Genomic DNA, 20,077 nt, shown 5'->3' on the forward strand with positions numbered 1-20,077 from the left:
CACGGTCAGTCCGCCGTAGCCGAGCCGGAACGGGACCGGTTGATCACGAACCCGGCCGCCACGTTGACCAGCAGGGTGAGCCCGAACAGCACCAGGCCGGCCGCCATCAGCGCCGAGAGCGAGAGCGGGTCCGACTCGCCGAAGCGCAGGGCGATCAGTGCGGAGATCGAGTTGGCGCCGTTCTCCAGCACGTGGCTGATCCGCTCGAAGTTGGGCGAGATGATCAGCGCGACGGCGATGGTCTCGCCCATCGCCCGCCCGAAGCCGAGCATCACGGAACCGATCACCCCGCCCTTGCCGAACGGCAGCACCACGGTGCGCACCATGCCCCAGCGGGTCGAGCCGAGCGCGTAGGCGCCCTCCCGCTCGCCCTGCGGCGCCTGGGAGAACACCTCGCGGCTGAGCGAGGTGACGATCGGAATGATCATCAGCGAGACGACGACGCCGGCGATGAAGGTCGACGAGGTGTAGGAGCTGGCGATGTCGCCGGTGCGCACCTTGAGGAAGGGAAGCGTGTCGCCGAGGTGGTTCGACATCCAGCGGACGAAGCCGATGATCCGCGGCTGGAGGAAGAACAGGCCCCAGAGGCCGTAGACGATGCTGGGGATCGCGGCCATCAGGTCGACCAGCGAGATCAGGGTCGCCCGGAGCCGGACCGGTACGTACTCGGAGATGAACACGGCCGAGGCCAGCGCCACCGGGACCGCGATCACCAGGGCGATGACGGCGATCAGCAGGCCGTTCGGCAGCACCGCGGCGATGCCGAAGTTGTGCGCCTGGGTCAGCCACTTCTGCTCGGTGAAGAAGGAGAAGCCGACCGCGCGGAGCGCGTCGGCGCCGCGCAGGACGAGGAAGAAGGCGATCAGGCCCATGATCGCGAAGACTGAGAACCCGGCCGCCCGCAGGAAACCGCGGAACACCCGGTCACCGGGTGTGGACGGGGCGGTGATGGTGCGGGGTACATCGTGGTCCGGCTGGCCTGGAGTCTCGGCGAACGGTGTCGCGGGCTCGGCGGCGGCTGTCATGGTCTGCTCTCCGGCGCGCTCGGTACGGGACAGGTGCAGGGGGACGGGCGGGGAGGGGGAAGGAACTCGGCGGGGCCGGGACAGCGGCCCCGCCGAGTCGGAACGTGCGTCGTCAGACGCGGCGGCCCGGACGCAGGCGCGCCCAGACCCCGGACGCCCCGGCGGCGATCCTCGCGCCGGCCGGAGTACCGGCCAGGACGAGCGCCAACGGGCCTCCCACCAGCAGGACCGCGCCGGCGATCAGCGCGATCGGGAGCAGCAGCCTGGCTCCGCCGGAGCGGTCGGCGGCCGGCGTTCCGGCGGCGACCGGGGCGGCGGCGAGCGGCCCGGTGGTGGCGGCCGGGGTGGCCGCCGGAGCGGCGTTCGCCTTGACCGGGGCCGCAGGTGCGGCGGCGGCGGGAGCGGCGGCGCCCGATCCGGTACCGGCCGCACCGGTCGTGCCCGCGCCCGTCGTGCCCGAGCCGGTGGACGTCCTGCCGCCGGTCGAGCCCGAGCTACCGGTCGAACCGGTGGAGCCGGTCGAGCCGGTGGAGCCGGTCGAGCCGGTGGAGCCGGTCGTGTCCGTGGAGCCTGTGGAGCCGGTCGTGCCACCGGTCGAACCGCCGGTGGTCCCGCCCGTGGTAGCGCCGGTGGTCCCACCGTCGCTGCCGCCCGTGGTCCCGCCGGTGGTTCCACCCGTCGTCCCACCGGTGGTCCCGCCGGTCGTACCGCCGTCGGTGCCGCCGGTGGTTCCACCGTCGGTACCGCCCGTGGTTCCGCCGTTCTCGCCGTTGCCGCCGGTCTGGCCGCCGTTCTCGCCGTTGCCGCCGGTCTGGCCGCCGTTCCCGCCCTCGGGCCCGGTCGGCTCGGGGCCGGGCTGGTTGCCGGGGTACTTGCCGTCCTGCGCCGCGACGTGCGTGACGGCGGACCGCGCCTGCGCCAGCTGGTCGTCCGTCAGGGCGAGGAACCCGGGGGACAGCTGACCGGGCTCGTTGCCGTAGCGCTGGCCCTCGGCCGGGTCGGTCACCCGTCGCAGGAACTCCGACGCCGCCTTCGCCTTCTCCGTGGAGAGGCCGCCGGTCGGCGTCATCGCGTACTGCACGACCGACAGCGGGTACGCCTGCGCCGAGCTCGCGAACTCGGCCCCGGCCACGCCGTACGGCAGCTTCTGGGTGCCGGTGGCGGGGTCGACGGGCATGGTCGCGACGGCGGCCCGGAGGGTGTCCTGGGTCGGCTTCACGAACTGCCCGGCCGGGTTGCGGAGCGCGGCCTCCGGCATGCCGTAGGCCTTGGCCTGGCCGCTGTCCATGATCGCGAACAGCCCGCGGCGGCCGGGGTCGACCGGCGCGCAGCCGGGGTGCTTGCCGTCCACGTCGGCGTACGGGGACTGGCAGGTCGGCTTGGCCATCAGGAGGTTGCGCGCGACCTGGGCCAGACCGTTGTTGAGCGGGTTGATCTCGTACATCTTCCAGCCGTCAGGACCGGAGTAGTCCTGCACCCGGATGGCGTCCACCGGGTAACCGGCGAAGGCCGGCTGCCGGTAGAAGGTGTTGATCCGCATGCCGTTCGGGTCCGGCTCGCCCCGCATGAAGGCCGCGGCCTCCGGGTCCGCGGCGATCCACGAGGTCAGCTGGTAGATCAGGTCGGTGGTGCCGCCGAGCACGATCGGCGCCGAGTCGGCCAGCCAGGCCTGGTCGGTACACTTGGGCCAGCGCTGGCCGCTCGCCGGGTCGAGCTGGTTGAGGTCGAGGAAGTCCTTGTCCTCGAAGATGCAGACCGGGTTGTTCCCGACCGATTCGATCGTGACGCCCTTCACCATCGCGTAGGACTGGGTCAGCATCTTCGCCAGCAGGCGCGGCGTCAGGTTCAGCGTCTTGATCTGGCCGGAGTTCGCCACGTCGTCGACCACGTAGGCGACCGAGATCGCCGAGGTCGCGAGGGGCGCGTAGACGTACGGCCGGTTCGCCGGCTCGGTCTCCGGGAGCGCGGTCAGGGCGACGTCCGGCCCCGACTTGTTCCGGAAGTTCGCCCGGACCTGCGGCTCGCCGGTGTTCGAGATGTAGTCCACCCCGAGCGGCTTCGAGCCCTGGCACAGGCCCGCGCGCCACTGCTGCATCGCACGGTTGGCCATCGCCAGGCCGCCGACCAGCAGGTCCTGCGCCGCGTTGGGGCAGTCGCCGGCGGTCGGCGCGAAGGAGAGCGGGACGACGACCCGGTTCGCCCAGGCACAGCTCTCGCCCGGGTTCCAGGTGTCGTTCTCCGCACCGCTCATGGCGAAGATCGACTCCGACGCCATCGCGAAGTACCCGCTCTCGACCGGATTGTCGAGGGTGTGGTTCGCGCAGTCGAGCTGGTAGTTCTCGGTGGTCCAACCGAGCGCGTCACCGCCGTAGTTGGCCTCCACCACCAGCGAGCACGGGTGGGTGGAGTCGCAACCGAGGGTCTGGCTCTCCTGGGAGGTCCACACCTCGATGTCCGCCTCGCCGCGGCCGTCGGGGCCGGTGACCCGGACCGCGCCGTTGAAGGGGAACTCCGGCGCGACGGTGCCCGGCGGGGGCGCCGGCTGGAGGAAGCCCTTGGCCGGGTCCTGGTTGAACTTGGTGCTGCCGTAGCAGTCGTGCACGGTGGGGTTGGTGCCCCGGCACTGGTAGACCCGGACGGGGTAGAGCTCCTGGCCGGTGGAGCTGTTGAGCTTGACGAACTTCACCGGGGCGCCCAGCGGGTCCACGGTCGGGGTGAAGCCCTCCCAGGAGACGTGGACGACCTCGTTGGTGAGGTTGGTGGTGGAGGAGACGGTGATCTTTCCCTTGGGGCCGTAATCCTGGGTGGCGGGACGCCAGATGGCCGGCCCGTCCACGGTCGTCGCAGTGGCTGCCGCCGCCTGCGGAACCGTTCCGGCACCCAGTGGCAGGATCGCCGTGACCCCCACGACCGCCCAGGCCGTCCCCAGTGCCAGCAGTCCTCTCCTCCACCTCCCCAGGGCTCTCGAACCCGGTGGACGGACTCTCATGACGTGCACCTCCAGGACCGCGCTTCGCGCGTAGACGGGGAACCGGCCGGACCCCGGCGCGAGTTGGCCAGATGCCGCCGATGGTCAGTCACCATTCGGCCAGCCGTACATGGACGCCGTGGATCGCCAGGGTGTACGAGGCCACAACTCGCCTGCGAACAACCCTCTTTGATCACATCGGCGACCCGTTCCCCGGAGCGCGCGGAACAGCGGGGCCCGGACATCCGGACCCCGCCGCCGTTACCTGGTGCGTGTCAGCTGCCGGCCTTGAAGGTGAGGTTCAGCGAACCCACCGACTGACCCGCGGTGAAGAAGGAGGTGTTCAGCTTGGTGTCGAGGTACTTCGCACCCTCCTCGTCCACCTGGAGGTCGCTGGCGGTCAGCGTGCTGGCGGCGGCGTTGCCGGCGACCGTGGTGTCGCCGGCCGGGTCGAGCAGCGCGACCGGGGTGGTGCCGCCCTGCGGGACACCGGTGATCTGCCAGGTGCCCACGCTGAAGGACAGGTTCTTGAAGACGGCGGTCTTGCCGGTGCGCAGGTTGATGAAGAGCAGCCCGCCGCCCAGCTGGACGTCACCGTAGTAGCCGGGGAGGTTGGCGGAACCGCCGGTCACCGGGAACGCGGCGGACAGGCCCGTGGCGCTGTCGTAGGAGCCCGTGGCCGTCGGGAGGGCAAAGACCATGACGCCCGCCGAGAGGGAGTTGATCAGGAAGGTGTTGCTCTCGTTCACCACGGCACTGCCGGTGGCCGGGGTGGCGGCGGTGGCCGAGGTGGCCGCGCCGGTGGTGGCGAGCACAACAGCGGTGGCAACGGCGGCGAGACGGGCGCTGGTGCGGGACATACTGCTCTCCTTGGTGTGCAACATGGAACGGTCCGGCCATCAGGCCGTGGGTTGGTGCGTTCGTGCGGCGGAGCTTTCGCGCGGTGGTGCGGCGGAGCTTTCACGTGGTGGTGCTGCCGTGCGGGCGGTGCGGTGGTGCCGCCGGCCCCGCCCGGAGTCGCTCCGGACGGCCCGGCGTGGCCCGGCGGCCAGGGGCGGAAGCCCCTGGCCGCCGGAAGTACGGGGTGCGATCAGATCGCGTGGGTGGTGCTGCCGCAGGCGCCGACCGGCAGCGTGCGGAAGCCGTAGCTCTTGATGTCGGCGGCGGCGGTGGCGTTCTTGCAGACCCAGCCGTTGGTGCCGAAGATCGCGCGCAGCGCGGTGCCCTGGGTGTCGGTGGCGTTCCAGTTGGCCTCGCGGACCACGTTGTAGACCACGCGGCCGAACGAGGTGTTGGCGAAGGTCGCCGCCAGGGCGTTGGTGCCGTCGACCGGGGAGATGCCGTCGATCGAACGGATGGTCAGGTAGCCCGCGGCGTCGCTGCCGCTGCTGTGGCCGTTGTAGACCTGGCCGATGTAGTGGGCGGCGGAGTAGGGAACGATCGCGTTCGGGTCGTTCAGGATCGTGTCGGTGCCCTGGTTCTCCTGGACGGTCGGGTTGGCGAGGACGCAGGCGCCACCGTTGGCCAGGCCGAGAGCCGACAGGAAGAAGGAGCGGGTGCCGGAGCCGACCTGCGGGAGGAACGCCTTGATGGTGCCGCCGGCGCCCGTGTAACCCGGGATCTGGTTCCAGTTGGTGTAGGTGCAGTTGTAGATGTTGATCAGGTCGTTCTTGGACAGGTTGGTCGGAGCGTTGCTGCCCGTGGTGGTGGTGGCGACGGAGACCGCGTCCTTGGCGAAGGCCACGAACAGGTCGGTGGTCGGGTCACCCGGGACGGTCGGGGTGCTGTTCTTCGGGCCACGCGAGGAGCGGGCGAAGTCGACCGTGGTCTTGGAGGTGGCGTCCAGCGCGGAGATGCCGGCGCTCGAGCCGTTCGGACGGTTGAACGGCGTGGTGGCGCCGGTCTTGGTGACGATCGGCGAGGTGCCGGTCGCGTCCCAGCTGTACAGACGCGGCAGGGTGCTGCTCGCACCCAGGAACGCGTTGTAGTCGGTGGAGAACTGGTTCAGGACAGCCTGGGTGGTGTCGGAACCGACACCCACGATGTCCTGGGCGGCCGGCAGGGACGCCGGGTCGGCGACGGCGGTGCCGGCGGCGACGGTGGCGACCGAGGTGGCGATGGCGGCGGCGGCGAGCAGCTTGGCAGCGGTCTTGCGCATGTTCCTCTTCCTCCGGTGGGAGAGCAGTACATCGCTGAGCCCGGGTACTGGTGGTCAGTCCCAGGACCGGTGGCCACGTCCGCGGTGGCCGCTCCGGCAGTGCCGATCCTGTCGGTCGGCCCGGTTCCGTCGGAAGGGCCGACCGAAGCCGCCCCCGATTGTCGATTTCTCGGTTCGGAGAGGTTTAGCGACAGGTCAGCCCGGCCGCGGAGGGTGGGAAAGTCGCAGGTGGGAGGCCGGTGACGTTCTTCTCCAGGTGGCGACTCGGGGGGTTGCCGGATACCTGGGCTTCACCGGAAGAGGGGGAAAGGCGGTTCTGGTGCGGGGCCAGCACGAGTAGCCGCCCGAAGGCGGCTGCGGGACGGCGGACGGGCCGTCAGAACGGCCAGCTGTCCTCCCGGTCGGGGCGGCGCGACTCCTGCCCCAGGCGCTGGAGCCCGGACAGGAATCCGGTCACGCCGGCCTGGCACTGGTCGCGCCGGAGGTAGCCCCGGGCGCTGCGGGCCACCGGCCCGGCCGCCTCGGCGGCGCCCCGACGGGTGGTGCGGACCGGCAGGTACGCCGTCCACACCCAGAGCCGGGCCTCGGACTGACCGACGGTGCACCGCAGCGCGGTCCGCTCGATGATCAACTCACGGACGGCATCGGTGAGTTCCTGCTCGTTGCGATAGGTGCGCACGCCGACGCCGAGCTGTCTGCCGTTCGCCGCGCGCAGCGCCCAGGACAGCGAACGGTCGCCGATCGGGACGGAGAGCAGGCGCGGCCCGCGTCGCTCAGCGGACATCGGATGTTCTCAACGACGGCCCCCGCTCCATCGGTTCGGGACGTTCGAGGGCCGGCTGTTTCGCCAGCAGCACCACGAAACGCCGGAAGGCGTTCTGACAGGTGGCGTACCGCTCGTAGGCACGGCTGGACCGCACCTCCGGGAGATTGCGGGTGCCCGGGACGACCCAGACCCACCCGATGCCGTCCCGGACGTGCGTGATCCGGGCGGTGAGCCCGTCCGCGACGACCCGTAAGCCGTCGAAGCCGCGCTCCGCCTCCGCAGCCGTCTCGTACGCGGCCGCGGTGACCGCGACAACGCGCCCGTTCGGCGCCTTCAGTTGCCAGCGGTACCGTCCGTCCGGTGCCCGTTCGGCCCGGAATCCCCCTCGACCTGCCCCTGCTGCGGTGTGACCGCGGCCAGACGCGTCCACTGCTCCCCCACGGTCCGGTTTCTCTCCGAGACGGGAGTAAAGCTATGTGTGCACACGAGAGCACCGGAAGGCCACGAAATGCACAACTTTCTCCGTTGGCCGCGAAGTTCTCTCTCGTTAAACTTTCACCGACTGCACACCTTCCGCGCGCCAAGCACTCCCGCCGCCGCTGCGCGTCGTTCACCAACCGTTCGAGAATGTCCCGAGTCGCCCCGACCATTCCGACGAGCGCCCAGGGCCTTCCGAGGAGCGTCCGGACCCCTCCGGCGAGCCCTCAGAGCCGGGCCGTCCAGCGCACCCGGGTGCCCCGGGCGTACGGTCCCGGCTCGTGCCAGGCGTCCCCGCCGAGCGCCTCCGCCCGCCGGGTCAGATTGCGCAGGCCGCTGCGCCGCCCGCCCTCGGGGATGCCGACGCCGTCGTCGGTGACGGTCAGCAGGACGCCGGGACGCCCGCCCCGGTCGAGCGACTCCGGGTCGCCGCCGACGGGCCGGCCGTCGTCGTCCAGGTGCACGGTCGAGTCGACCTCGACGCCGACCCGGGAGGCCCGGGCGTGCCGCGCCGCATTGGACAGCATCTCCCGCAGGGCGGCCAGCAGTTGACGGCCGGTCTTCTCGCCGACCAGGCTCTCCACCGGACCGATGAAGGAGACCGAGGGCTTGAAGCCGAGCGCCGCCGCGGTCTGGCTGCACTCGCGCAGCACCCGGGTCCGCAGGGTGTCGGGCGCGTCGCCGTGGTCGTCGTGCTGGAGCGCGTAGATGGTGGTGCGGACCTCTTGGATGGTGGCGTCCAGTTCGTCGACGGCCTCGCCGATGCGGACCTTCACCTCGGGGACGACGGCCCGCCGGGCGGCCCCCTCCAGCATCATCCCGGTGGCGAACAGCCGTTGGATGACCAGGTCGTGGAGGTCGCGGGCGATCCGGTCGCGGTCCTGGAAGACCGCGAGCCGCTGCTGGTCGCGCTGGCCCTCGGCCAGCCGCAGCGCGAGCGCGGCCTGCGAGGCGAAGGTCTCGGCCAGCTGCTTCTCGCCGTCGGTGAACGGCAGCGCCCCGCGCGGACGCCAGACACAGAGGCCGCCGAGCACCCGGCGGGCGGCGACCATCGGCACGGCCAGCGAGGGGCCGAAGCTGCGGGCGAGCCGGATCACCACGGTCGGGTCGGTGGACATGTCGTCGAGGTGGACGCTCTCGCCGGCGAGCAGCCGGGCGGCGAAGCTGTCCGGCGGCAGCAGTTCGCCGCGCACGAACTCGGCCGCCTCCCCGGAGGCGTGGGCGACCCGCATCCGCACGGTGCCGGCGTCCTCGTCGGCGACCGGCAGCAGGATCATGCCCAGCGCGGCGTCCGCCAGTTCCCTGACCTGTTCGGCGGCGACGGTGAGGGCGATCTCCGCCTCGTCCCTGGAGAGCAGCGCCGTGGTGACGGCGGCCGCACCGGCGATCCACCGCTCCCGGCGCCGGCCCTCCTCGTAGAGGCGGGAGTTCTCGATCGCGACCCCGGCCGCGGCGGCCAGCGCGTGCACCACCTGCTCGTCCTCGGGGGTGAAGGCGCCGCCGCCCTTCTTCTCGGTCAGGTAGAGGTTGCCGAACACCTCGTCGCGGATCCTGATCGGCTCACCGAGGAAGGTCTTCATCTCCGGGTGGTGCGGGGGGAAGCCGTACGAGCGGGGATCGGCGCCGAGCTCGGTGAGGCGCAGCGGCTCGGGGCGGTCGATCAGCGCCCCGAGGATGCCCCGGCCGACCGGCAGCTCCCCGATCCGGGCCGCCACCGCGTCGTCCACCCCGACGTGGATGAAGTCGGAGAGCCCGTGCCCGTTGGGGGCGATCACGCCGAGGGCGGCGTACCGGGCGTCGACGAGCTCGGCGGCGCCGGTGGCGATCCGGTGCAGGGTGGCGTGCAGGTCCAGACCCGCCCCGACCGAGACGACCGCCTCCAGCAGCCGCTGCATCCGGTCGGTGACGGCGGCGGCGGACTGCAGCCGTTCGGCCACCTCGGTGACCAGGGTGTCCAGGCCGAGCGAGGCGATCTCGGGAACGCGGTGCGGCGCCTGGTCCGCCTCCGGGTCGCCGGAAGCGGCGGACGCGGCGGTCCCGGCAGGCTCGGCGGGCTCGGGCAGGTCTGGCGTGGGGTCCATGCTGATGAGCGTAGTTTGCGCTGATTTCTCCCGATGGACGGCACGACCGACCGCCGATACGCGATCGGCGGTCGGTCGGAAACGTCCCCGGGGACACCCGCCCAGGGCTCAGACCGCCGGGACGAGGGCCTGCGCGTACGGCACCGAGGCCACGCAGGGGTGAGCGATGCCGCGCCCGGTGTGGCCGTCCTCGCCGAAGGCGTCACCGTGGTCCGCACAGCCGACGGTCCGCAGCAGCTGAATCGAGGATCCGGCGGAGATGGGTATCTACCGAGAGGGCTTCCACGAGATCACGGCTGCGGCCCTGAACGTGGACGACTCCCTCGATTTCATCACCCGAAAGAGGGACGAACTCACATGACCATCGCCAATGCTTCCTCCTTGCACGTGACTTGGAGGAAGTCCAGCCGCAGCAACCAGAACGACAACTGCGTCGAGTTCGCCTTCCCCGACGCACCGGGGTCGTTCATCCGTGACTCGAAGGACCCCGACGGGCCCGCCCTGGCCCTGACCGCCGAGGGACACGCCGCCTTCATCGAGGCGGTCGCCCAGGGCGAGTTCGACTTCGGCCTCGTCTGACCTCGGACACAACCACGGTCCGGCGCAGACGAAGTGCGCCGGACCGTGCCCGCTGTTGTACCGCATCCCGCGCCGACCGGCCGAGCCGGTCAGGCCACAGAGTTCATCGATCCGCCTTGGCCGCCGACCCCGCGACAGGGACTGGCAGTAGGCAGTAGTCGGTCCGACCGCAACAACTCGCCCGGTGTGCAGAGCCCTTCGCGCACGGCGAGCGCTCCTGCCGCGTCCAACTCGCCGATGTGCGTCTCGCCCCCGACCGAACGGACGGCCCGCAGCTCGGACAGGTCGAAGTCGCTACGGTCCAGGAGATCCGGGCTGTGGCTTGTGACGATCACCTGACGCCGTTCGCCGGCGTCCCGCAGAGCGTCGAGCAGAACGCCGGCCGCCGCCGGGTGGAGCGCGCTCTCCGGCTCCTCGATCCCGACCGTGCTCAGGGTCTGCCCGGTTCCCGCGAACAGCGACACCAGAACACCCAAGGCCCGCAACGTACCGTCGGACACCGAGTGCGCCTGGAAGCACCACGGGCTCTTGGCCCCGGGCACCTCCTGGGCGAACTCCAGCGTCTCCCAGTTCCCCAAGTCGGAGCGGGAAACTCCATGCATTCCAGGAACAATCAGCTGCAGGTAGTCCTCGATGCGGGACTTGTCCGCCCTGCCGCCCTGACTGCGCTGCAGACGGTGCAGGACACTGGCGATATTGGATCCGTCCCTGTGCAGGAACGCTCCGGAATCCGGTGTCTGCGGTTGCCGCATGACATCAGGATTCACATTGAACACGCTGATTCCCGCGAGCCCGTCGAACACCGGCCGGAATCCTTCGAGGCCCGCGGCAGACACCAGGTAGAGGCGCTGCTCGCTGACCGGCGGCATCACCGACTCGCTCTGGTCCACGAGCCGGCCGCTCTCGACCCGGAAGCGGGATTCGGCGTGTCGATTGCCGTCCCGGCCTCCCGAGTCGTACCGGACTCCGCAGTTCTCACGAGAGATCCGAAAGCCGCCGCCGTGCACCGCGGCGACTTCGAATCCGTACTCTCCCTCGTAACCGATCCCCCGAAAGTCGAGATCGATCGAGAAGCGAGTCGGGTGTCCGGTCGACCTCCTCCGGACCTCGCCCACCCCGCCACGGCTCCTGAACGCCTGGTCCAGCGAGGTCTGCAGCGACTCCGCCACCAGGCGGAGCGCATCCAGGAAGTTGCTTTTGCCGGACCCGTTGGGCCCTACCAACAGCACCAGACGACCCAGTTCGACATCGGCCTCCGCGATGCTCCGGTAGTGCCTGAGCCGGACGCGGGTGAGAGAGAAGGCGTTGTCATGCATGCGGTCAGTCTGGCATCCCGGACCTCACGCGCTGGGGGAAACCGGACCCCCGAGGGACCGGCCGAGCCGATCAGGCCACCAGGACGCCGTCCGTCTCCCGCTCGCGGTCGTGCATGGCGCGCAGCCGCCCCTCCGGCCGGGCCAGCAGCTCCGACCAGCTGCCGCGCTCGGCCACCCGGCCGGCGTCCAGGACCAGCACCTCGTCCACCGTGCTGTCGTCCAGGCCGGCCAGCCGGTGGGTGATCAGTACGGTGCTGCGCCCGGCGGTGGCGACGAGGAGGTCGGCGGTGAGGGCGTCGGCGGTGGGCAGGTCGAGGTGTTCGGCGGGCTCGTCGAGGATCAGCACCGGGAAGTCGGCGAGCAGTGCCCGGGCCAGTGCGAGCCGCTGCCGCTGGCCGCCGGAGAGCCGGGCGCCGTGCTCGCCGACCATGGTGTCCAGGCCCTCCGGCAGCGAGTCGGTGAAGTCCAGCAGCCGGGCGGCGGCGAGCGCGGCCCGCAGCTCGTCCTCCTCGGCGTCGGGCCGGGCGAGACGCAGGTTCTCCCGGAGCGAGCTGTCGAAGACATGGGCGTCCTGGGCGCAGAGGCCGATCACCCGGCGGACGTCGTCCCCGGCGAGCGCGCGACTGTCCACAGCCTGTGGACGGCCGGCGGCGAGGACGACGCTGCCCGCGCGCTGGTCCAGGAAGCGGAGCAGCGTCTGCGCGAGCGTGGTCTTGCCGGAGCCGGACGGGCCGACCACGGCGATCCGCCGGCCGGGCCCGAGATCGAGGTCGACGCCGGTCAGCGCGTCCCCGGTCTGCCCGGGGTGGCGGGCGGTCAGACCGCGGACGGCGATCGGCAGCGGCTGCGGGGGCAGGGCCCGCGCCGAGGCCGGTTCGGCGACGGCGTCCGGCGCGTCCAGTACCTCGGCGAGCCGCGCCGAGGCGGCCTGGCTGCGCCGGCGGGCCTGGACGGCGGCCGGCATCCCGGTGACCGCCTCGAAGGCCGCCAGCGGGGTCAGCACGACCACGGCCAGACAGACCGGGGCGAGCGCCCCGGACGCCACGCCGCGCAGCCCGACGGCCGCGGCGGCGGCCACCGTGAGGCCGGTGAGCAGGGTGATCAGCCCGGTGCCGAGCGCCGCGGTGGCGGCCGAGCGGGCGGCCAGCCCGGTCAGGGTGGCGTCGGCGGCGCGGACGGCGGCCAGCCGGCCCGGCAGCGCGCCGGCCACGGTGAGCTCGGCGGTGCCGCTGAAGGTGTCCAGGACGGCGGTGGCGAGCCGCCCGCGCGCCGGGGCCTGCCGCCGCTCGGCGCCGGCCGACCAACGGGCCGTCAGCACCGGCACCACCAGTCCGGCCAGCAGCAGGCCGAGCCCGAGCACCAGCCCGGCGGCGGGCAGGAAGGCGCCCATGGCGAGCGCGGCGGCCGTGGAGACCAGCACCGCCACCGCGGCCGGGAGCCGCCAGCGCAGGTAGTGGTCCTGGACGGCGTCGACGTCGGCGACCAGCCGGGAGAGCAGGTCGCCCCGCCGGAACGCGGGCAGCCCCGCCGGGGCCAGCACGGCGAGCCGGCGGTAGACGGCGGCGCGCAGGGTGCCGAGGGTGCGCAGCACCGCGTCGTGCGAGACCAGCCGCTCGGCGTAGCGGAAGACGCTGCGCCCGATGCCGAAGGCGCGCACCGCGGTGACGGCCATCATCAGATGGAGGACGGGCGGCATCTCGGAGGCCCGGGAGATCAGCCAGCCGGAGGTGGCCATCAGCGCCACGGCGCAGCCGAGTGCGAGCGCGCCGAGCAGCACCGAGAGCGCCAGCCGGGGGCGGACGGCGCCCGCGGCGGGGGTCGGCCCGTCCTCGTCCGGCGCCGGCGGTGTCGGACGCCCCCGGTGCGCGAGCACCGGGACGGCCGCCGGAGGGACGGCGGGAGCGGCCGGGCCGGCCAGCCGGACCTGCCGGTCCGCGGCGGCCAGCAGCGCGGGCCGGTGCGCGACCATCAGCACGGTGCGCGCCGGGTCGGCGGCCAGCGCCCGGACGGCGTCGACGACGGCCGCCTCGGAGGCGCCGTCCAGGTTGGCGGTGGGCTCGTCGAGCAGGACCAGCGGGCGGTCGTCGGCGAGCAGCACCCGGGCGAGCGCGAGCCGCTGGCGCTGCCCGGCGGAGAGCCCGGCGCCGTCCTCGCCGAGGCGGGTGCGGAGGCCCTGCGGCAGCCGGTCGACGAAGTCGAGGGCGTGTGCGGAGCGCAGGGCCGCGCGCTGCTGCTCCTCGGTGGCCCCGGGCCGGTGCAGGGTCAGGTTGTCGGCGACGGTCCCGGCGAACAGGTGCGGGTGCTGCGGCACCCAGGCGATCTGCCGCCGCCAGCTGTCCGGCTCCAGTTCGGCCAGGTCGTGGGTCCGCCCGTCGGCGGCGGTGATCCGGACCGTCCCGGCGGTGGGCGCGGTGAGGCCCAGCAGGACGCCGAGCAGGGTGGACTTGCCGGCGCCGGACGGGCCGGTGAGCGCCACCGTCCCGCCCGGGTGCAGCACCACCGAGGCGCCGTCCAGGGCGGGCGTGCTCCGGCCGGGGAAGGCCACCACGAGGCCCTCGGCGGCGATCACGGCCCCGGTCAGGTCGGGCGCGGGGACGGTGCCGCGCGGCGGCAGCGGCGTCTCCAGCACCTCGAAGATCCGGTCGGCGGCGGTGAGGCCCTCGACGCTGGAGTGGTAGAGCGCGCCGACCTGGCGGATCGGGAAGTAGACCTCGGGGGCGAGGACCAGGATCAGCAGCCCGGTCTCCAGGTCGAGGGTGCCGTCGACCAGCCGGAAGCCGATGGTGACGGCGACCAGCGCGACCGAGAGGGTGGAGAGCAGTTCCAGCGCGAAGGAGGAGACGAAGGCGATCCGCAGGGTGCGCAGGGTGGCCCGGCGGTAGTCGGCGGTGATCCGGGCGATGGTGGCGGCCTGGGCGCGGGCCCGGTTGAACACCTTGAGCGTGGGCAGTCCGGCGACCACGTCCAGGAAGTGGTGCGAGAGCCGGGAGAGCCCCTCCCACTGACGGTCCATCCTGGCCTGGGTGGCCATCCCGATCAGCACCATGAACAGCGGGATCAGCGGCAGGGTGCCGGCGATGATCGCGGCCGAGGTGACGTCGGCGCCGACGATCCGCAGCAGCACCGTGACCGGGACGGTCACGGCGAGCGCCAGCTGCGGCAGGTAGCGGGCGAAGTAGTCGTCGAGCGCGTCGACGCCCCGGGTGGCCAGGGTGGTGAGCTCGCCGGTGCGCCGGCCCGCCAGGTAGGCCGGGCCGAGCGCGGTGGCGTGGTCGAGCAGCCGGCGCCGCAGGGTGGACTTCACCCGGGCGACGGACCGGTGCGCGACCAGTTCGGTGAGCCAGCCGACCAGCCCGCGCCCGACCGCGGTGAGCACCAGCAGCGCCAGCGGCGTGCCGAGTTCACCGAGCCCGGCCCGCTGCTGGAAGCCGCGGACCACGAGTTCGGCGATCAGGCCCGCCTGGGCCACCACCAGGGCCGCGTTCGCCGTCCCCAGCAGGACGGATCCGGCGAGGAAGACCCGGGTGGTGCGGGCGTGGCGGAGGAGTCGGGGGTCGACCGGCTTCATGGCCTCAGCCCTGGTCGAGCGCGGCGGCCGGGTCGTGCCCGGGGATGTGCTGGATGCCGATCCGCTTGCGGAACACCCAGTACGTCCAGCTCTGGTAGAGCAGCACCAGCGGGGTGAACACGGCGGCCACGATCGTCATCAGCTTGAGCGTGTACGGCGAGGAGGCCGCGTTGGTCACGGTCAGGCTCCACTCCGGGTTCAGGGTGGACGGCATGACGTCGGGGAAGAGCGCGAGGAAGAGCATCGCGACGGCGGCCACGATCGTCGCCCCGGAGAGGACGAAGGCCCAGCCCTCGCGGCCGGCCCGGTTGGCGAGGAGCGCGCCGACCAGGGCGAGCACCGCGATCACCAGGGCGGCCAGGCTCCAGCCGTTGCCGTTGTCGGCCTGGGTCCAGATCAGGAAGACCGCCGCCAGCGCGGCGGCCGCCAGACCGGCCTTCAGGGCCGCGGCCCGGGCCCGGTCGCGGATGTCGCCGACCGTCTTGAGCGCGGCGAACACCGCGCCGTGGAAGGTGAACAGGCTGAGCGTCACCAGGCCGCCGAGCAGCGCGTACGGGTTGAGCAGGTCCCAGAAGCCGCCGACGTAGTTCTTCTCGGCGTCGATGTCGACGCCGCGGACGATGTTGGCGAAGGCGACGCCCCAGAGGAAGGCCGGGATCAGCGAGGTCCAGAAGATCGCCTCCTCCCAGTTCCGCTGCCAGCGCGGTTCGGGCCGCTTGGCCCGGTACTCGAAGGCGACGCCGCGCACGATCAGGCAGACCAGGATCAGCAGCAGCGGGATGTAGAAGCCGCTGAAGAGGGTCGCGTACCAGTCCGGGAAGGCCGCGAAGGTGGCGCCGCCGGCGGTCAGCAGCCAGACCTCGTTGCCGTCCCAGACCGGGCCGATGGTGTTGATCAGCACCCGGCGCTCGGCGGTGTTCCGGGCGAGCGGCTTGGTGAGGATGCCGATGCCGAAGTCGAAGCCCTCCAGGAAGAAGTAGCCGATCCAGAGGACGGCGATCAGGACGAACCAGACGTCGTGAAGTTCCATGGTGTGTCGGTCCTATCGATCCTGGGTGGCCTCAGTAGGCGAAGGCGAGCGGCTTGTCGGCATCGTCGCCGGAAGCGGGACCGCGCAGGGTCGGGTCCTCGGTGGGCGGCCGCTCGTCGGTGACCGGTCCGGCCTTGGCGTACTTGACCAGCAGCTTGACCTCGACGACGGCGAGGACCGCGTACAGCGAGGTGAAGGTGGCCAGGGCGCCGATCTGGGTGCCGACGCCCACGTTGGGCGAGACGGCGCTGGCGGTGGTCATCAGTCCGAAGACCGCCCAGGGCTGCCGGCCCATCTCGGTGAAGATCCAGCCGAAGCTGTTGGCGATCAGCGGGAAGCCCATGGTGAGGATGCCGATCCGCCAGCTCCACTTGGTGAGGAAGGGGCCCAGCTCCCGCTTCGGGGTGAGCATCAGCCTCGGCACCTCGGTGTCCCCGGTGCGGAACTCCGGGTGGAGGAAACGCTTCTTCCTGGTGGTCCAGAGTCCGATCACCCCGGCCACGAAGGAGGTCATCCCGAAGCCGATCATGAGGCGGAAGCCCCAGTAGGTGACGAAGATGCTCGGGATGTAGTCCTTGGGGTCGCCGCCGTACTTGGCGGCCTCGGCCTCGGCGGTGTCGTTGATGCCGGGGACGGAGGAGCTGAAGTCGCTGTTGGCGAGGAAGGACAGTATCCCGGGGATCTCCAGCTCCACCGAGTTGTGGCCCTTGCTGACGTCGCCGACCGCGAAGACCGAGAACGGCGCCGGCGCCTTGGTGTCCCAGAGCGCCTCGGCGGCGGCCATCTTCATCGGCTGCTGGCGGAACATGACCTTGGCGAGCGAGTCACCGCTGAGCGCGGTGCCCGCGCCGAAGATCACCGCGAGCACCAGGCCGAGCCGCAGCGAGGTCCGCATCACGGCGACCTTCTCCGGGGCGGCGGCGGCGCTCCCCGGCTTGCGCTTGGCCTTCCAGAGGTGGAACGAGGCGATGCCGACCATGAACGCCGCGCCGGTGAGGAAGGCCGCGGTCAGGGTGTGCAGGACGACGGTGACGGTGGTGTCCTGGAACAGCACCTTGGCGATGTCGGTCAGCTGGGCCTTGCCGGTGACCGGGTCGATCGCGTAGCCGACCGGGTGCTGCATCCAGGAGTTGGCCGCCAGGATGAAGTAGGCGGAGAGCACGGTGCCGAGCGCGACCATCCACATGCAGGCGCAGTGCAGCTTCCGCGGCAGCTTGTCCCAGCCGAAGATCCACAGGCCGATGAAGGTCGACTCGAAGAAGAAGGCGATCAGCGCCTCCATCGCGAGCGGGGCGCCGAAGACGTCGCCGACGAAGCGGGAGTAGTCGGACCAGTTCATGCCGAACTGGAACTCCTGCACGATGCCGGTGACCACGCCCATCGCGATGTTGATCAGGAAGAGCTTCCCCCAGAACTTCGTGGCGTGGAAGTACTTCTCCTTGTCCGTCCGCACCCATGCGGTCTCCAGCCCCGCCACGATCGCGGCGAGGCTGATGGTGAGCGGTACGAAGAGGAAGTGGTAGACGGTGGTGATGCCGAATTGCCATCGCGCGATGGTTTCGTGAGCGATTGCCAGGTCCACGTCGCCCTCTCTCCAACCGACCTCGTTCGAGGTCACATTTCGGACAAACCTCATCTATAGCCGGGGCCCGCTGCCCAGGTGCGCATGCTTGTCCGCTTGTGAACGTGAACACGTTCACAAGCTCAGTATCCACCACCCTTACGCGGAAAGAGCGGGCGGGGTGGGGTGCGACCGGCGGTGATGCCGTGCGCACAGTCTGCGAAGCGGGTCGCCGGGCCACAACGGGCAGCCGGGAAGGTGGGGCGGGAAATGTGGACGGTACGTAGCATTGACACCTACTGCCCTGACAGAAAGGCATGTTCACCGTGCAAGCGATCGTCGAAGCGATGGCCGGCCGGCTGGCCGGGGTGCCGGGTGTGGTCGGTGTCGTACTCGGGGGCAGCCGGGCCCGGGGCGAGCACACCCCCGGCTCCGACTGGGACCTCGGCCTCTACTACCGGTCCGGCCACCTCGACCTCGACGCCCTGCGCGAGCTCGCCGGCCCCGGGGCCGAGGTGGCCGGACCGGGCGGCTGGGGCCCCTGGGTCGACGGCGGCGCCTGGCTGACCGTCGAGGGGCTCGGCCGGGTCGACTGGATCCTGCGCGACCTCGACCGGGTCGACCGGGTCCGCGCCGACTGCCTCGCCGGGCGCTACGAGGTGGGCGTCCAGGCCGGCCACCCGCTCGGCTTCTGGTCGCCCTGCTACGTCGGGGAGCTCGCGCTCGGCGTGGTCCTGGCCGACCCGTCCGGGGCGCTGACGGAGCGCCGGGCCGCGTACGCGGACTACCCGGAGCCGCTGCGGGCCGCGCTGACCGGCAGCACCTGGGAGGCCGGCTTCCTGCTCGACGGCGCCGCCAAGGGCGCGGCCCGCGGCGACACCCTGTACGTGGTGCTCTGCCTCGCCCGCGCCGTGGGCGTCCTGGTACAGGCGCTGTACGCGGCCGACCGCCGCTGGTGCCTCAACGAGAAGGGCGCCCTGGCGGTGGCCGAGACCCTGCCGACCGCCCCGCCCGGCTTCGGCCCGCGCGCCCGCGCCCTGCTCGCCGCCCCCGGCGGCGACCCGGCGGCCCTCACCGCCACCGTCGCCGCCGCCCGCGCCCTGGTCGAGGACACCGAGGCCGCCCTCCGCCGCGCCGGGTAGGGTCCCCCGGCGGCCCCTCCGGTCAGGCCCGGCCGAGCAGTTGGGTGCCCGGGGCGGAGGGGGCGCGGGCGGTGAAGTAGTCCACGAAGCCGCGCAGGAACTCCGCCGAGGTGATCACACCGTCCCCGTCGGTGTCCAACTGCCGGAAGCCGTGCGAGAGTTCGGCCGGATGAACCCGGCGGCCACCGAACAGCACCCGGTACTCGGCGAAGTCCAGCAGGCCGTCCCCGTCGGTGTCGGCGGCCGCGAACACCGCCCGGAGCGCGGGCAGCAGTCCGCGCTCCAGGTACGCCGGGTCGCGGTCACAGCCGGCCAGCGTGGCGGCGATGTACTCGGCCCGGCTGACCCGGCCGTCGTCGTCGGCGTCCATGCCCGCCCGCAGCTCCTCCCACCAGCGCTCGAAGGCGTCGTACACCCGGCCCTCCCCCTCCTCGGAGAGCTCCAGCTGCCAGCACACGTTGTGCGCCATCGCCCGGAAGTCGTGGGCGGTGAGGTGGCCGTCCCCGGTCTGGTCGAGCACCTCCCGGAAGAACCGGTCCAGCCGCGGCGGCCGGGTGTCCTGCCGGGGCGGCCGCCGGGGCCGGGACGAGGAGTCCGCCCCGGGGACGCGGTAGCGGTAGCGGTCCGGCAGCCTGGTGGCCACCGCCCGGCCGCCGCGGTGCAGCAGCAGCGAGAGCAGCCGCCCGCGGCGGGTGGGCACCAGGCCGAAGCGCTCGCGGAAGACCGCCGGGAGGTCCGCGACGGTCAGTTCCGCGACCAGCCGGGCGACCACCGCGCTCAGCACCCGCCAGCCGACCGGGCCGAGCAGGCGCAGTCGGCGCGGACAGGGCGCCTCGCGCAGCACGTCGTACAGCAGAGTGCGGGCGGTGTCGGTGAACTCCAGCTCGTCGAGGACCGTCCGGCGCAGCCGGCCGCGCAACTCGGCGGCGGTGGCGGGCAGTTCCCCCGAGGACAGCCCGAACACCGCCGCGATCCCGGCGAACTCCCGGTACGAGGACTCCAGTTCCTCCGCCGGGTACGGCTCGCCGCTCAGCTCCCGCATCGCGACGACGCTCTCGAACAGGGTGAGCAGCACCCAGGCCCGGGTGGCCGGGTCGTGGGCGTCGTAGCCGCGCCCGTCCTCGGCGGTGCCGCGGATCCGCCGGTGCGCCCGGTCGAGCCGCTGGACCTCGCGCCAGAGCTGCTCCTCGTCGGCCTGGAACAGCCGGCGCCCGCTGGCCATGGTGTGCTCGATCCGGCGCCACGGGTGGCCGCGGTAGGTGGAGTGCTCGGCCATCCCGGCCGCGACCACCGGGTGGGCGGCCTGCAGCACCACCAGCCGCCAGGCGACGAGCACGATCCGCCACTCCGAGAGGTCCCGCCGGAAGGACCCCCCGGGACCCGCTGCTGACGCTGCCATCCTGACC

General features: G+C 72.3%; 14 protein-coding genes. 2 read left to right on the top strand and 12 right to left on the bottom strand.

Translation table 11 applies throughout. The annotated features are described in order from the left end of the window. Nucleotides 1-5: 5 nt before the first annotated feature. From pstC to ADK60_RS00920, 7 genes are all read right to left on the bottom strand, one after another. On the bottom strand, nucleotides 6-1,025 hold the full coding sequence (gene pstC, locus ADK60_RS00890) for a phosphate ABC transporter permease subunit PstC (RefSeq protein WP_045938591.1): 1,020 nt from the start codon (nucleotides 1,023-1,025) through the stop codon (nucleotides 6-8). Between the two features lie 112 nt (nucleotides 1,026-1,137). Then, nucleotides 1,138-3,861, bottom strand: a complete 2,724-nt coding sequence (locus tag ADK60_RS45550; RefSeq protein ID WP_199839559.1) for a hypothetical protein — start codon at nucleotides 3,859-3,861, stop codon at nucleotides 1,138-1,140. 407 nt (nucleotides 3,862-4,268) lie between these two features. Then, nucleotides 4,269-4,853, bottom strand: a complete 585-nt coding sequence (locus ADK60_RS00900; protein ID WP_045938592.1) for a hypothetical protein — start codon at nucleotides 4,851-4,853, stop codon at nucleotides 4,269-4,271. A 230-nt stretch (nucleotides 4,854-5,083) separates the two neighbouring features. Beyond that, a complete protein-coding gene (locus ADK60_RS00905; RefSeq protein WP_052708863.1) occupies nucleotides 5,084-6,151 on the bottom strand; it encodes a substrate-binding domain-containing protein in 1,068 nt (355 codons plus the stop codon). 376 nt (nucleotides 6,152-6,527) lie between these two features. Beyond that, entirely contained in the window at nucleotides 6,528-6,935 is a 408-nt protein-coding gene (locus ADK60_RS00910) for a hypothetical protein (protein WP_053642377.1), read from the bottom strand. Continuing rightward, nucleotides 6,925-7,347: a DUF1508 domain-containing protein gene (locus ADK60_RS00915; protein ID WP_045938594.1), complete on the bottom strand. Its 423-nt coding sequence runs from the start codon at nucleotides 7,345-7,347 to the stop codon at nucleotides 6,925-6,927. The genes ADK60_RS00910 and ADK60_RS00915 overlap by 11 nt, the downstream gene beginning before the upstream one ends. 274 nt (nucleotides 7,348-7,621) lie before the next feature. After that, a complete protein-coding gene (locus ADK60_RS00920; RefSeq protein ID WP_079007944.1) occupies nucleotides 7,622-9,475 on the bottom strand; it encodes a sensor histidine kinase in 1,854 nt (617 codons plus the stop codon). A gap of 357 nt (nucleotides 9,476-9,832) precedes the next feature. Here ADK60_RS00920 and ADK60_RS00925 point away from each other — a divergent pair, with 357 nt between their 5' ends. Continuing rightward, a complete protein-coding gene (locus tag ADK60_RS00925) occupies nucleotides 9,833-10,054 on the top strand; it encodes a DUF397 domain-containing protein (RefSeq protein WP_053642379.1) in 222 nt (73 codons plus the stop codon). A gap of 89 nt (nucleotides 10,055-10,143) precedes the next feature. Here the strand turns inward: ADK60_RS00925 and ADK60_RS00930 are convergent, their stop codons facing one another. The 4 genes from ADK60_RS00930 to ADK60_RS00945 all read right to left on the bottom strand — a co-directional run bounded on the left by ADK60_RS00930 (nucleotide 10,144) and on the right by ADK60_RS00945 (nucleotide 17,550). Continuing rightward, nucleotides 10,144-11,370, bottom strand: a complete 1,227-nt coding sequence (locus ADK60_RS00930; protein ID WP_053642381.1) for an AAA family ATPase — start codon at nucleotides 11,368-11,370, stop codon at nucleotides 10,144-10,146. A 70-nt stretch (nucleotides 11,371-11,440) separates the two neighbouring features. Next, nucleotides 11,441-14,938 carry a thiol reductant ABC exporter subunit CydD gene (gene cydD, locus ADK60_RS00935; RefSeq protein ID WP_053642383.1) on the bottom strand — a complete coding sequence of 1,166 codons (3,498 nt, stop codon included), beginning with the start codon at nucleotides 14,936-14,938 and terminating at the stop codon, nucleotides 11,441-11,443. A gap of 4 nt (nucleotides 14,939-14,942) precedes the next feature. After that, nucleotides 14,943-15,968, bottom strand: a complete 1,026-nt coding sequence (gene cydB / locus ADK60_RS00940) for a cytochrome d ubiquinol oxidase subunit II (protein ID WP_053642385.1) — start codon at nucleotides 15,966-15,968, stop codon at nucleotides 14,943-14,945. Nucleotides 15,969-15,999: 31 nt separating this feature from the next. Continuing rightward, the gene (locus tag ADK60_RS00945) at nucleotides 16,000-17,550 is read right to left on the bottom strand and encodes a cytochrome ubiquinol oxidase subunit I (protein WP_053642387.1); all 1,551 of its coding nucleotides are present in this window, start codon (nucleotides 17,548-17,550) and stop codon (nucleotides 16,000-16,002) included. A 296-nt stretch (nucleotides 17,551-17,846) separates the two neighbouring features. Between ADK60_RS00945 and ADK60_RS00950 the strand changes: the two genes are divergently transcribed. Continuing rightward, a complete protein-coding gene (locus ADK60_RS00950) occupies nucleotides 17,847-18,671 on the top strand; it encodes a nucleotidyltransferase domain-containing protein (protein WP_234370880.1) in 825 nt (274 codons plus the stop codon). 22 nt (nucleotides 18,672-18,693) lie between these two features. On the opposite strand, the gene ADK60_RS00955 is transcribed toward ADK60_RS00950, so the two are convergent. Next, a complete protein-coding gene (locus ADK60_RS00955) occupies nucleotides 18,694-20,070 on the bottom strand; it encodes an EF-hand domain-containing protein (protein WP_053642389.1) in 1,377 nt (458 codons plus the stop codon). Nucleotides 20,071-20,077 lie beyond the last annotated feature (7 nt).

Origin of the sequence: Streptomyces sp. XY431, from assembly GCF_001279805.1 — a bacterium.
Taxonomy (GTDB): domain Bacteria; phylum Actinomycetota; class Actinomycetes; order Streptomycetales; family Streptomycetaceae; genus Kitasatospora; species Kitasatospora purpeofusca.

What these genes read in the sequence shown, in the direction of transcription:
- ADK60_RS00925 (WP_053642379.1), top strand. Translation starts at nt 9,833, where the DNA reads ATGACCATCGCCAATGCTTCCTCCTTGCACGTGACTTGGAGGAAGTCC.
- pstC (WP_045938591.1), bottom strand. Translation starts at nt 1,025, where the DNA reads ATGACAGCCGCCGCCGAGCCCGCGACACCGTTCGCCGAGACTCCAGGC.
- ADK60_RS00930 (WP_053642381.1), bottom strand. Translation starts at nt 11,370, where the DNA reads ATGCATGACAACGCCTTCTCTCTCACCCGCGTCCGGCTCAGGCACTAC.
- ADK60_RS00950 (WP_234370880.1), top strand. Translation starts at nt 17,847, where the DNA reads ATGTTCACCGTGCAAGCGATCGTCGAAGCGATGGCCGGCCGGCTGGCC.
- ADK60_RS00955 (WP_053642389.1), bottom strand. Translation starts at nt 20,070, where the DNA reads ATGGCAGCGTCAGCAGCGGGTCCCGGGGGGTCCTTCCGGCGGGACCTC.
- cydD (WP_053642383.1), bottom strand. Translation starts at nt 14,938, where the DNA reads ATGAAGCCGGTCGACCCCCGACTCCTCCGCCACGCCCGCACCACCCGG.
- ADK60_RS00900 (WP_045938592.1), bottom strand. Translation starts at nt 4,853, where the DNA reads ATGTCCCGCACCAGCGCCCGTCTCGCCGCCGTTGCCACCGCTGTTGTG.
- ADK60_RS00910 (WP_053642377.1), bottom strand. Translation starts at nt 6,935, where the DNA reads ATGTCCGCTGAGCGACGCGGGCCGCGCCTGCTCTCCGTCCCGATCGGC.
- ADK60_RS00920 (WP_079007944.1), bottom strand. Translation starts at nt 9,475, where the DNA reads ATGGACCCCACGCCAGACCTGCCCGAGCCCGCCGAGCCTGCCGGGACC.
- cydB (WP_053642385.1), bottom strand. Translation starts at nt 15,968, where the DNA reads ATGGAACTTCACGACGTCTGGTTCGTCCTGATCGCCGTCCTCTGGATC.
- ADK60_RS00905 (WP_052708863.1), bottom strand. Translation starts at nt 6,151, where the DNA reads ATGCGCAAGACCGCTGCCAAGCTGCTCGCCGCCGCCGCCATCGCCACC.